The following is a 13115-nucleotide window of genomic DNA, read 5'->3' on the forward strand; positions in this document are numbered from 1 at the left end:
TCGCCCACCACACCGCACCCCGCCCCCCGGCCGTCGACGCGACCCGGGCGCGGCCCGTACGCGGCAGATGGCGCAGCATCCCACCCCAGAAAGGCTGGACAGTCATGACGACCGAACCCATGAACGCCGACGCTCCCAGGCGCCGGGCCCTCCTGCGGACGGCGGCCGTCGCCGCCGCCATGCCCGCGGCGACGGCGCTGCTGGGCGGACCGTGGGCGGACTCCGCCCGCGCGGCCGAGTCGGACACGCTGCCGGACTTCGCGCCCGTGCCCGCCGCCTCGGCCGGCCCGGTGCCGAACGCGGACGGCTACTACGTCGGCCGGATCCAGGGCAATCTCTACTGGGTGACCGACACCTACTACCAGGCCATGTTCCTCACCACCGTGGAAGGCGTCGTGCTCGTCGACGCGCCGCCCACGATCGGGCACAACCTCCTGCGCGCCATCGAGGAAGTGACCAGGGCCAACGGCATGCCCGGCAAGGTCACCCACCTCGTCTACTCGCACTCCCACGCCGACCACATCGGCGCCTCGGTCATCTTCGGCAACGACGTGGTGCGCATCGGGCACACCGAGACCCGCCGTCTGCTCCGCCTCGACAAGGACCCGAACCGGCCGGTCCCGACGGAGACGTTCGAGGACCGCTACGTCCTGAAGGTGGGCGGTGAGCGGCTGGAACTCGCCTACCACGGTCCCAACCACTCGCCCGACAACATCTTCATCCACGCCCCCGCGCAGCAGACCCTCATGGTCGTCGATGTCCTCTACCCGGGCTGGGTGCCGTTCAAGAACCTCGCCGTCTCCCAGGACATCCCCGCCTGGGTCAAGGCACACCAGGTGGCGATGGACTACCCCTGGCAGACCCTGGTCGGCGGTCACCTCGGGCGCCTCGGCGTCCGGGCCGACGGCCGGCTCCAGATGCAGTACATGGCCGACCTCGACGAAGCCGTCCGCGACGCCTCGGCGACGGTGGACCCCGCCCCCTACTTCGAGAAGTACGGGCCGAGCGGCAACGCGTGGGCCATCTTCAAGACCTACCTCGACGCCGTCGCCCGCCGGGCCGCCGACCAGGTGACCGCCAAGTACATGGGCACCCTGGCCGCCGCCGACGTCTTCACGGTCGACAACGCCTACGCGCTGCTGGAATCCCAGAGAATAGACGGCGGGCTCCTCGGCCCCTTCGGCATCCGTCCGTAACCCGGCACCGAGCGGCGCCACTTCGCGGACGCGGGGCGCAGGGCGGGACCACGACGTCCCGCCCTGCGCCCCGCGTCCCCACCCGCGTCCCCACCCGCTGGAACGGCATGGCCACCGACCGCCCGTCGACCGCCTACGCCGCTTACCCGAACGGCTAGGAGACGATCGTCGGCTTCAACTGACACCACCTCGCCCGCGTCACGGACGTCACCGACGCGGGCGCGCAGAGCCGAATAGGAAACACCTCTAAGCAAGATGACCGATGCCCCGTCGGAACGAGGCCTGAAAGGTTCGACGGAGCCGGCGCACAGGCAACGAAAGGAAAAGCCATGTCCCTCGTCTCCCGTAGATCCGTAGCCAAAGCGGCCGCTGCCGCAGGAGCCGCCGCACCGGTCGGCTGGGTACTGGGCGCCCAGGAGGCCCAGGCCGCCGGCGAGGGTGCCGCCGGGACTGCCCGGGCGGAGGCGTTCGGCTTCGGTATGCCGTGGGAATCCCTGTACGGCTACAGCCAGGCGATGCGGGTCGGTGACACGCTGTACGTCTCCGGACAGCTGTCCCACGACCAGGACGGCAACTTCGTCGGCGTGGACGACTTCGAGCTCCAGGTGAGGACCGCACTGGGCAACCTCGACGTGGTGCTGCGGCACTTCGGGGCCCGGCGCGACCAGATTGTCGAGACGACGGTGCTGGGCAGGAATCTGCGGGACAACTTCGATGTCACCGCGCGCCTCCACGCGGAGTACTTCGGCCGGCACCGCCCCACCAGCACGGTGATGGGTGTCTCCGATCTCGCGCTGCCGGACCAACTGGTCGAGATCGGCGCTGTCGCCCGCCTCGACGTGAAGGCATAGCCGTCCCGGACGAGCCGGACCGCCCTGGACACGAGGTCCGGCCGGGGCGCGGGTGGCAGCGTCGGGGACGGGCGCGATGGCACCCAAGGGCCCCGATCGGGCCGATGAACGTGGTCGTCCGGGACCTGACGGCCTGACGACCGCGGCCGGCGTGTGACCGTCGCCGGCCCGCAGGCGCTGCCGGTCGCCGTCCCCGTGGCGGCCGGCAGCGCCTGCGGCAACCTCCCGTCGCAACGAACGGCGATGACCGCCAAGGGGTCGCCACCCACTACGGCGGTCCCGCCCGGGTCCGTGTCGATTCACCAGTCGGCCCACGGGCGGAGCTGGCACGTCCGCTCCAGCATCAAGCCCGCCGTGCGGCAGCTGCCACGGTTTCGGCCTCTGTCAGCGCCCCGGCGCCACTCACCGCGCTCACCTTCGTGTGGGCGATGAGCCCCGGAGGGCTTCGGCGATGATCTGCACGAGGTGGCGGCTGTCGAGGCCGGCCAGGTCGCTGACCTGAGTGCGGCAGGAGAACCCGTCGGCGAGGATCCGGCGGTCGGGACTGGCGGATGCCTTGGCGAGGATGCCCTCTCGTGCGATCTTCTCGGAGATCTCGTAGTGGCCCTTCTCCATGCCGAAGTTCCCGGCGAGGCCGCAGCATCCGGCGGAGATCTCGACGTCACAGCCCATGGCCTCCAGGAGCGCCTGATCCGCGTCGTAACCCATGACCGAGTAGTGGTGGCAGTGGGGCTGGACGAGGAGTTTCTCGGCTGCTCGCGGCGGCGTCCAGCCGATGGAGGTGACGAACTCGGCCATGGTCTTGACCGAGTGGGCGAGTTCGACGGCGCGGGGGTCGTCGGGGAGGAGTTCCACGAGGTCCGAGCGGAGCGTGGCGATGCAGCTGGGTTCGATGCCGACGACCGTCCTTCCGTCCCTGACGTGCGGGAGCAGAACGTCGAGGGTCTTGCGCAGTCGGGCTTTGGCGGCGGTGAGCTGGCCGGTGGAGACGAGGGTCAGACCGCAGCAGGCCCCTGGGCCGGCGATCTCGACGTCACAGCCGGCGGCGAAGAGGACGTCGAGGGCGTCCCGCGGGATGTCCGGATCGATGGCGTCCGAGAAGGAGTCGACCCAGAGCACGACCTTGGCCCCGGCCTCCTTCGCGGACCTCGTCGGCGGATTGCTCCGGCGGAACGGCTTTCGGGGCAGCGTCGGCAGCGAACGCCGAGGGTCGGCTCCCATCACCGCCGTCATGGCTCTGCGCAGCAGCGGGACCCGGCCGGCGAGGTTGACGAGCGGGGCCAGCGGCGCGGCGAGTCTGAGCCACTGCGGGAGCCGGCCGAGCGTGTAGTGGCTGAGCGGACGCAGGCGCCCCTTGTACGTCTGGTGCAGCGTTTCGGACTTGAACATCGCCATGTCGATGCCGGTGGGGCAGTCGTTCGCGCAGGCCTTGCAGCTCAGGCACAGGTCGAGAGCGTCGTGGACCTCGTGGGAACTCCAGCCGTCGGAGACCACGCCGCCGTTGAGCATCTCCTGGAGGATCCGCGCGCGGCCCCGGGTGGAGTCCTTCTCGTCGCGGGTGGCGGTGTACGAGGGGCACATGAAGCCGCCCTGTCCGCGGCTGTCGGCCCGGCATTTGCCAACCCCGACGCACCGGTGGACGGCATCGGTGATGTCTCCGCCGTCGTGCGCGAAGGCGAAGCCGTCGGTGGCGCGCAGGCGCCGGGCCTGGGGGCGGCGAAGGTCGGCGTCCAGCGGTGCCGGGCGGACGACGACCCCCGGGTTCATGACGTCTTCGGGGTCCAGGAGCGCCTTGAAGGTCTCCATGGCGCGCAGGGCTTCGGGGCTGTACATGACGGGCAGCAACTCGGAGCGCGCGCGTCCGTCCCCGTGCTCGCCGGAGAGGGAGCCACCGTGCTCGGCGGCCAGCGCCGCGGCGCGTTCGAGGAACCTGCGCATGAGGGCGCCGTCGCCGTCGAGGGGGAAGTCGAGACGGACGTGGACGCAACCGTCGCCGAAGTGGCCGTAGGCCAGCCCGGAGACGTTCTCGTCGGCCATCAGGGCTTGGAGTCCGCGCAGGTAGTCGCCGAGGCGTTCCGGGGGGACGGCGGAGTCCTCCCAGCCCGGCCAGGCCTGCTTGCCGTCGGCGGTGCGTCCGGCCAGGCCGGCACCGTCGGCGCGGATCTGCCAGAGCCTGGTCGCCTCGGGCCCCGCGGGCAGGACCAGGGTGTCGGCCGAGCCGGCGGCGGCGACCAGTTCGCGTGCGGCCCCCACCGCCTCCTCCGGGCCGGCACCGCCGACCTCGGCGATCAGCCATCCGCCACCGGCGGGCAGGGTGGGGACGCCGGCAGCACCGTGTGCCCGGCGGACGACTTCGATGAGCTGCGCGTCCAGGCCTTCCAGGGCGAGCGGGCGGAAGGGGAGCAGATTCGGCACGTCGTCCGCGGCGGTGGCCATGTCGCGGTAGCCGAGGACGGCCAGCGCCGACGCTGGTGCCCGGGGCACGAGTGTGACCGTGGCTTCGAGGAGGATTCCGCAGCTGCCTTCGGTGCCGGTCAGGGCGGCCGCCAGGTTGTGTCCGTTCTCCGGGAGCAGGTGCTCCAACGAGTAGCCGGAGATCTGCCGTCCGAAGCGTCCGAACTCGGTGCGCAGGACGGCCAGGTTCTGCCTGACGAAGGAGTCCAGACCGGGCACCGCGGCGAGACCCTCGGACCCCCTACCGGCCGTGATGACGTCGCCGCGGCCGGTCAGCCAGGTCAGGGACACCACGTTGTCGGCCGTACGCCCGTAGGACAGGCCGTGTGGACCGCACGCGTTGTTGCCGATCATCCCGCCGATGGTGCAGCGGGTGGCGGTGGAGGGATCGGGACCGAAGCGAAGCCCGTACGGCAGGGCGGCGGTCTGGAGGGTGTTCAGGACGACCCCGGGTTCCACGACCGCCGTGGAGGAATCGGGGTCGACGGACAGGACACGGTTCATGAAGCGGGAGAAGTCGATCACGAGGCCGGGGCCCACGGCGTTGCCGGCGCAGGAGGTGCCTCCTCCCCGGACGGTGACCGGCACTCCATGGGCACGGGCGAGGTCGACCGCGGTGATCACATCGTCCTTGGACTTGGGCGTGAGCACAGCCTCCGGGACGATCCGGTAGTTGGAGGCATCGGTCGCGTACAGCGCCCTGGTCAGGGAGGAGCCGTCGACGAGGTCGCCGAGTTGTCCACGCAGGGCGTCGAGGAACGCCTCGGTGCGGGGCTTCGCATCGTCTGCCATGGTCGCTTCCATCGGGTGCTGCTCCTGAGGGGCCGTCGGGCCTGCCGGGGTGGACGTGGATTCGTGCGCGGCCCAGTCGCGTCCGCAAGGGCTCGCGCGGGCGAAGGAAGCGATCCGCGTCCCGCGCGTTGACCGCTTCCCTTGATGGCCGTCATGGGAGGACGAGGTGCCGAGGGGTGTCGCCGCCCGCGTCGCGGAGCCATCCGGGGTCCAGTCCCTCGGCGGCGAGCGCGGAGACGAGCTGTTCGAGGGCGGCGGGAGGTTCGGGGCTGTCGGGCTGTCCCGCGTCGGAGGCAAGGACCAGACGTGGTCCTGCCGCCAGGGCGACGGCAGCCAGCCGGGCAGCTGTCATCCCGGGCTGGTGGAAGAGCTGGTAGGCGGTGATCTCGACGTGGGCCCCGCGCTCGGCGAGTTCGGCGATCTCCCGCACCCGCATGCCGGGGACGGTGTAGGAGGGGTGGGTGAGCAGGAACCTTCCGATGCCCCGGGCCCGGGCCTGATCCAGCAGCCATCTGCATTCCTCGCCGCTGACGTGACCCGTGCACAACACCGCGTCGTGCTCGGCGATCAGGTCGAGCACGAGGGAGATGTCCTTGACCGCGGAGTCGTCCGCGGGAAGGACCGGCGGGACGCACAGCACCGAGCGGTCCAGACGCTCGTCCAGGTCCCCCAGCCGTGGCAGTCGAGCGGCTTCCTGGGTGTGGGCGTCCGCCGTGGGGAACCACACGACCCGGCCGCCCGTGGACAGAGCCGAGAGGACGGCCGCCGGGTTGATCCCGCCGACGGCACGGTTGAGGGTGATCCCTCCCACCACCTCCAGTCCGGAGGAGCGGCTGAGGGCGCTGGCCCGGCCCACGGTGGATTCGTGGTGGGCCTTCAGCACGAAGCCGCTGTAGCCGGCCGCCGCGTAGCCGGCCCCGATCTGGTCGTCGAACCCGATGCGGTCGAGGACGTCGGGAGCGGCATGGACATGAACGTCAAACACGGAGCTGCTCCCTCTCGGAGCCAAGGTTGGTCGCGAAAGCTCCGGCGAGGAACTCGGTGCGGGACTCCGCGAGCAGGGGGACCTCTGCCCGAAGCCGGCGCAGGGCTGTCATGTCCAGCTCGGCGACAGCGGCACCCGGCTCGTCCCCGAGGGAGACGAGGACGCTGCCGTCCGGGCCCAGAACGCGTGAGCCGCCCCAGAACCGGGCCCCGCCGTCGGTGCCGCAGCGGTTGGCGAACACGACGTAGCACTGCAGCAGCACCGCGGCGTGCTCCAGGATCACCTCCCATGTGCGGCGGATCCTGTCCGGGTCGGAGCCTTCCACGCTGGCCACGGGCACGATCAGGACTTCGGCGCCGCCCTGGGCCGCCAGCCACGGGATGACCGGATGCCACATGTCGTTGCAGATGGCCGTGGCGATCCTGGCCGCGCCGAAGCCTGCGGTCCGTAGCTCCGCGCCCGGCTGGAACGAGAGGTGCTCGTTCCACGGTGCGTAGGACACGGGCTGGAGCTTGCGCTGCAGGTGCCGGGTCCCGGTCCGCGGGTCGGCCAGCAGGTAGCTGTTCCAGGGCAGCCCGGAAGGGTTCTTCTCGGCGAAGCCCACGGCGACGCCCGCGGACACCAGGGCAGCCAGCCGCGGATCGTCGCTGGTGAAGAGGTCCGTCTCGGTGGGGGACGCGAACCCGTAGCCGGTGACCGAGAGTTCCGGGGTGACGGCCAGGTCGACCGGGCCGACTCTGTCGCGCAGTTCGGCGATGCGGGCGAGGTTCTCTTCGACCGCGCCGAAGACGGGCGCGGTCTGGAGGAGCCCTACGCGAAGCGTGGCCGGCTCCTCCACGCTCTGCGTCACTTCAGCTTGTTGGCGCTGAGCCACTGGCTCGCGACCTCCTCCGGCCTCTTGCCGTCCACGTCGATCTCCGCGTTCAGCTTCTGCAGTTGGGCGGTGACCAGCAGCTTGCTCACCGGATCCATCACCGTCTGGATACTCGGGTACTTCTTCAGGACCGTGCCTCGGACGTTCAGGGAGAGGTTGTACGGCGGGAAGAACTTCTTGTCGTCCTTCAGGACGGTCAACCCGAGGGCGGATATCCGGCCGTCGGTGGCGAAGACCTCACCGAAGTTGCACGGATCGCCCTTGACGACGGCGTTGTAGATCGGGCCTTCGGCCAGCTCCGCCGCGTCGCTCTTGGGGAGGTTGAAACCGTACGCCTTCTGCAGCCCCGGCCACCCGTCGTCGCGCCCGAAGAACTCCGAGGCGCCGCAGAAGCCCGCGCTGCCCGGATCCTTCGAGGCGAGTTCGGCGTAGTCGGAGAGCGTGGCCACGCCCAGCTTCTTCCCCGCCGACGTCTTCACCGCGACGGCGTAGGTGTTGTTCGCCGCGGCCGGCGGGAGCCACACCACGTCGTTCTCGGACCTGTCCAGCGCACTGACCTTCTCGTACAGGGCCTGGGGATCGGTGATGTTCCCGCGCTGCTGCAAGGTCAGCCAGCCGGTGCCGGTGTACTCCCAGTACATGTCCACGTCGCCGCTGGTCAGCGCCGCACGCACGGCGTTGGTCCCGCTCATGCCGCAGGTGCGCTTGACGCTCGCTCCCTGTGACTCGAGCCGCTGGGCGGTGATCTCGCACAGCAGCAGCTGCTCGGTGAAGTTCTTCGACGCGACGTTCACGGTGACCCCTTTGAGGGGGCCGCTCCGCGCCGGGCCGCTGCCCACGTCTGCGCCGCTGCTGCCGAGAGCACAGCCGCTGGTGAGCGCGAGGCTGAGCAGGCTCGCTGCGGCCATCATGGTTCTGCGCATGCTGAAGCCCTTTCGTGATCTTGAGGGTCTGGGTGGGACGGAACAGGAGCGGTCTCAGATGCCGCGCGGGCGCAGGACCCGTTCAGCGAGGCCGGCCAGCCAGTCGACGGTCAGGGCCAGGGCCATCGTGAGGGCGCTGCCGACGACGAGCACCGGCGTCCTGTCGAGGGAGATGCCTGAGGAGATGACGGAGCCGAGGCCCCCGGCGTTGGTGAACGCGGCGAGGGTGGCCACGCCGACGTTGAGGATCAGTGCCACGCGGATGCCTGCCAGCATCACCGGGACCGCAAGCGGCAGCTCGATGGTGAACAGCACCTCCCGGGCGTTCATCCCCATGCCCCGGCCGGCGTCGATCAGCGCGGGGTCGACCTGACGGATCCCGACCATGGTGTTGCGCAGGACGGGAAGCAGCGCGTACAGCACCAGGGCGACCACGGCCATCCAGAAGCCGACGCCGAAGACCATGGCCAGCACCACCAGCACCCCGATCGACGGCACCGCCTGGCTGGCGTTGGCCGCCGCGAGCACGATCACCCCCGCCCTGCTGATGCCGGGCCTGGTCAGCAGCACGCCGAGGGGGACACCGATGGCGACGGTCAGCAGCGTCGAGGCGACGACGAGCTGCACGTGCTCCCACAGGGCGGTCAGGACGACGTCCGGAGCAAGGCTGCGAGTCTCGATGGAGTCCAGCTGGAGGGAACTGACGTAGATCCAGAGGGCTCCCAGCAGGACGAGAACCACCAGCGGCAGCACCCACGTGCGGGAGCGGCGTGTCCCCGAACCGGAAGTTGCCCCGACGGCCCCGGCGCTCATGAAAGCACCTTCGCCGGCTGGGCTGCCGCGGTGAGCAGGGTCTGCAGGTCGAGGTAGCGGGTGCCGTCCCCCGGAACACTGACCTCGACGCCCTCCGCCCGTGAGGCCAGAACCAACTCGAGTGCCCTGTGCACGGTTTCACCGGCGTCTATGGCGATGGCGTTCGCCGCGCTGGGCGCGTCGGAGGGCGCGGAGGCCATGACATCCGAGACCTTCAGGAGCGACAGCCGACGGACCGGGGCGCCGGACCCGACGAAGTCGCGGACGAAGTCGTCGGCGGGGTTGCTGAGGATCTCCAGGGGCGTGTCGAACTGGGCCAGGCGGGAGCCGGGGCCGAAGATCGCGATGCGGTCGCCCAGACGGAGCGCCTCGTCGATGTCGTGGGTGACCATCACGATCGTCTTGCGGATCCGTTCCTGGAGCCGCAGGAACTCCATCTGGAGCTTTTCCCGCGCGATGGGGTCCACGGCGCCGAACGGTTCGTCCATCAGCATCACCGGCGGATCCGCGGCGAGGGCGCGGGCGACGCCGACCCTCTGCTGCTGGCCGCCGGAGAGCTGCCGGGGGTACCGGTCGGCGTAGGTGGCCGGATCCAGTCCGACCATCTCCAGCAGCTCCTTCGCTCGCTGACGGCGCTCGGACTTCTTCACCTTGAGCATCCTGGGCACAAGGGCGATGTTGTCCGCGATCGTCAGATGGGGGAGCAGGCCGATCTGCTGGATGACGTAGCCGATGCCGCGCCGCAGCTCGTCCACGTCGGCGTGGGTGACGTCCTTGCCGTCGATGAAGATGCGCCCGTGGGTCGGCTCGACGAGGCGGTTGATCATCCGCAGGGTGGTGGTCTTCCCGCATCCGGACGGGCCGACCAGGACGACGAACTCTCCCCGCCTGATCTCCATGGAGAGTTCGGAGACGGCCGCCTTCTCCTGGCCGGGGTATCGCTTGGACACCTCGTCCAGAAAGATCATGGTGTCGGGGTTCGGGATGGGCCTGTCAGACATTCAATCCTCGCAGAGCGGTGATCTTGGCGATCACGATGAACAGCAGGTCGAGGACCAGAGCGACGAGCACCACTCCGATCACTCCGGAGAGAGCCTCCTCCAGTGCGTTCGCTCCCCCGATCCGCTCCAGCCCCCGGAAGATCAGCTGTCCCAGACCAGGGCCGCGCACGACGGCTCCGATGGCGGCCGTCGCGACCAGCATGATCGTCGCCGTTCGGATCCCGTTGAGGATCACTGGCCAGGCCAGGGGCAGGACGACGGCGCGCATCCGCAGTCCCGGCCCCATGCCCAGGCCGCGGGCCGCCTCGACGACGGCCGGGTCGACCCCTTCGATGCCGGTCACCGTATTGCGCAGGATCGGGAAGACCCCGTACACGGAAAGGGCGGCGATCGTCGGGGCCACACCGAGCCCCAGGAGCGGGATCATGAGGGCGAACAGGGCGAAGGAGGGGATGGTGAGCAGGGACCCCGTCAGCGACAGCAGGGCGCTGCGCAGGCCGGGGGAGGACTGGGTGACAAGGGCGAGCCCGATTCCGACGATCGCGGAGATCGCGACACTGACGAGGACGAGCTCGATGTGTTGCTCGGCCAGGAACACCAGGTAGCTCGCGTTGTCGGCCATGTAGGAGATGAGCTTCACGGCGTGGCCGCCCCTCTCGACGGACGGCCTGCGAGCGTGTTCAGGATCGCCTGGCGGGGGCCGGCGGGGCCGGACTCGGGACGGGGAGGAGCGAGATGTCGCATGGTGATCTCCGGTTTCGTGGCTCGGACGGATGGTTGTCGGGTCGCTTCGGCGGCCCTCAGGGATCGCTCGGATCGGCGCAGGAGCGCACGTCGGAGCCGAGGGAGGCCTGCAGGGCCCGCACCGTCGACAGCAGGTGCCCTCCGAATGCCTGGAGGTGCGGCTCGATCCTGAACGCGGGGCCGGAGATGTTCACCGCCGCTTTGACCTGCCCGGTGAAATTCCTGACCGGTGCCCCGATGCCCATGAGCTCCGGGTCGAAGACGCGGTTCGCGACCGTGTATCCCCGCCGCCGGGCCTCGTGCACCTGGACGAGGAACTCGCGCGCCTCACGCTCCGACACCCGGTTCTCACCGCGTCGGACGATCTCGATGATGTGCTCGTCCTCGCAGTCCATCAGCAAGGCCATCCCGCTGGAACTGCGGTGCACGGGGATCGTGCGGCCCACCCAGTTCACGGCCTCGATCGACCGCCGGGAGCCCTCCGACAGAACGGTGAGGACCTCACCGTCGCTGAGCACGCTCAGGTAGGTGCGTTCCCGGACCGTTTCGGTCAGCCTGAGCAGCAACGGGGCCGCGAGTTTGGTCAGCCGCTGGTCTCCCGCTCGCACCGCCAGCGCGAACAGCCGCCAGCTCAGCTCGTACCGCCCCGAACGACGCCGGGCGACCATGCCCGTCTCGAGCAGGCTCCTGAGCTGCCGGGACACGACGGACTTCTCGCGCTCCAGCACCCTGGCCACATCGGCCACGCTCAGGCCGTCGGGGAAGGCGGCCGGATCCGCGGACGCGAGCGCGTCCAGGATCGCCATCACTCGCGAAGCACCGCTCCGCGAGGCGGGGGGAGTCTGTTTCTGCTCGAGAGCCATACCGAATCCTAGGTAGCGGTATGCAGTAACTAGAGTGCGCACGTGAGGTACGCAACACGCGGTTGCATTTTTTGCACCGCTCCTCCGCGAGCCGCCTCCGGTGCCGGGACGGGACCCGTCAGGTTCCGTGCCGGGGCGGTCCGGGCCGCTGTCAGGCCGAGATGCTCCGGGGCCGAGCGGCGGAGGCACTGAAGGCGGCGTCGAAGAACTCCTTCAGGCGGTCGCACAGCAGCAGGAACTCCGGGTGGTCGCCGTACATGAAGTCGTTGTGCCGCCCGTTGATCGTGTAGAGGGTCCTGGGCGAAGCGGCCGACGCGTACAGGGACAGGGCCTCGTCGTAGGGATGCAGCGAGTTCCGCTCACCGTGGGCGATGAACAGGGGTGTCGGCGCGAGGTTCGCCACCACTTTCTCCACCTTCAGGTCGAGGATGGACTCCGTGAACTGCAGCCGGGTGGGGTGCCCGAAGCCGTAGACCTGTGCCAGTTCCTTCTGGACGTAGTCGTCGGTGGCCGGGTCGAGCGGGTAGTGGGCGAAGGTGTCAGCGAGCTTGGACTCGCCCCGCAGCACTCGCTGCACCCGGTCCTCCTCCACCTCGTCGACGATCTTCAGGAACTCGTCGTAGGTGTGGATGGACTTCAGCCAGCGTTCCCCGTCGTAGAACCCGTTGAGGGACGCCACGGCCGCGACGTCGTCGCCGCCCTTCTCGGCGGCGAGGATGACATTGGCAGCGCCCATGCCCCACCCGATGAGGCCCACACGGCGGGAGTCGACGTCGTCCCACGAGCGGATGAACGTGACCGCGTTGCGCACGTCCTGGGCCTGCTCCTCGATCAGGACCCGCCCCTTTTCGCCCTCGCTGTCCGCCATGCCCCGGTAGTCGAAGCCCAGGCACACGAACCCGCGCTCGGTCAGCCGCTGAGCGAACAACTTCGGGTAGAACTCGTTGAACCCCTGGTAGCCCGAGTTGATGACGAGCGCCGGGTGCTGCTCTCCTTCCGGGAGGTCGTCAGGGTAGTAGGCGGTGGCCTTGAGACGGCTGCCCTCGCTGTAAAACGCGGTTTCCTTCTGGATCACGATGCTTCCTTGTGTACGTCCGACTGGCCACGCCCCGGCGCCCTCCGGGGGCCGGCGCCTTCGCCGATCGTGCTGGCGGCAAGTCCTGTACGCGTCCCGAGAGGTGCTACAGGTCTTGGGCCGTTACCTTCGAGCCGTGATGTGGTGAACGCAACGTGGAGATGCATTATTTGCAACGCCTGATGGCAAGTGCAGTCGCGGCGAACCTGTGAGCGCCGTCCGGAGAGGTAATGGCCAACACGGCCGTGCAGTACGGGCACACGTGTCCTGCCTGCTGGGCCCGTGCTTGAAACAGCGCGTGAGCAGCCCGAGTTCCAGGATGCCCGTGACGCGGGACCTGGTCATCCCCGACCGCCGGGTCATGGTGCACATACGTGAGTGCCCGTTGCGATTTACGGCTGGTGTGCTACATCTCAACCCAGGTTTTGCTTGTTGACAAGACATAAGTTGGGGTTATTGTCGACACAACCGCCCATCCGCACCCTCCCGGAGCCACCCGTGCAACGCGTCGTTCAGTTCACCGGCCGCCGCCAGGCCGAGGTCG

At 69.6% G+C, this 13115-nt stretch carries 11 protein-coding genes; 2 read left to right on the forward strand and 9 right to left on the reverse strand.

Translation table 11 applies throughout. The features are described 5' to 3' along the window. Positions 1–104 precede the first annotated feature (104 nt). A complete protein-coding gene (locus OO52_RS34275) occupies positions 105–1196 on the forward strand; it encodes an MBL fold metallo-hydrolase (protein WP_030939077.1) in 1092 nt (363 codons plus the stop codon). A gap of 329 nt (positions 1197–1525) precedes the next feature. Beyond that, the gene (locus OO52_RS34280; protein ID WP_234339823.1) at positions 1526–2047 is read left to right on the forward strand and encodes a RidA family protein; all 522 of its coding nucleotides are present in this window, start codon (positions 1526–1528) and stop codon (positions 2045–2047) included. Between the two features lie 411 nt (positions 2048–2458). Here OO52_RS34280 and OO52_RS34285 read toward each other — a convergent pair whose 3' ends face one another. From OO52_RS34285 to OO52_RS34325, 9 genes are all read right to left on the reverse strand, one after another. After that, complete coding sequence (locus tag OO52_RS34285; protein WP_234339824.1) at positions 2459–5293, reverse strand: FAD-binding and (Fe-S)-binding domain-containing protein; 2835 nt, start codon at positions 5291–5293, stop codon at positions 2459–2461. Between the two features lie 151 nt (positions 5294–5444). Continuing rightward, positions 5445–6278, reverse strand: coding sequence for a DUF6282 family protein (locus tag OO52_RS34290; protein WP_051847903.1), 834 nt, complete (start codon positions 6276–6278; stop codon positions 5445–5447). Next, positions 6271–7128: a carbon-nitrogen hydrolase family protein gene (locus tag OO52_RS34295; protein ID WP_051854392.1), complete on the reverse strand. Its 858-nt coding sequence runs from the start codon at positions 7126–7128 to the stop codon at positions 6271–6273. The genes OO52_RS34290 and OO52_RS34295 overlap by 8 nt, the downstream gene beginning before the upstream one ends. Beyond that, a complete protein-coding gene (locus OO52_RS34300; protein ID WP_030939093.1) occupies positions 7125–8075 on the reverse strand; it encodes a glycine betaine ABC transporter substrate-binding protein in 951 nt (316 codons plus the stop codon). The genes OO52_RS34295 and OO52_RS34300 overlap by 4 nt, the downstream gene beginning before the upstream one ends. A 54-nt stretch (positions 8076–8129) precedes the next feature. Further along, complete coding sequence (locus tag OO52_RS34305) at positions 8130–8888, reverse strand: ABC transporter permease (protein WP_051847907.1); 759 nt, start codon at positions 8886–8888, stop codon at positions 8130–8132. Then, positions 8885–9889, reverse strand: coding sequence for an ABC transporter ATP-binding protein (locus tag OO52_RS34310; RefSeq protein ID WP_030939102.1), 1005 nt, complete (start codon positions 9887–9889; stop codon positions 8885–8887). The genes OO52_RS34305 and OO52_RS34310 overlap by 4 nt, the downstream gene beginning before the upstream one ends. Continuing rightward, positions 9882–10529: an ABC transporter permease gene (locus OO52_RS34315; protein WP_051847910.1), complete on the reverse strand. Its 648-nt coding sequence runs from the start codon at positions 10527–10529 to the stop codon at positions 9882–9884. Before OO52_RS34315 ends, OO52_RS34310 begins: the two co-directional genes overlap by 8 nt. Before the next feature lie 160 nt (positions 10530–10689). After that, complete coding sequence (locus OO52_RS34320; RefSeq protein WP_051847912.1) at positions 10690–11439, reverse strand: IclR family transcriptional regulator; 750 nt, start codon at positions 11437–11439, stop codon at positions 10690–10692. A gap of 208 nt (positions 11440–11647) precedes the next feature. Further along, positions 11648–12571, reverse strand: coding sequence for an alpha/beta hydrolase (locus OO52_RS34325; RefSeq protein WP_051847914.1), 924 nt, complete (start codon positions 12569–12571; stop codon positions 11648–11650). Positions 12572–13115 lie beyond the last annotated feature (544 nt).

Source organism: Streptomyces flaveolus (genome assembly GCF_000716535.1).
GTDB lineage: Bacteria > Actinomycetota > Actinomycetes > Streptomycetales > Streptomycetaceae > Streptomyces > Streptomyces flaveolus_A.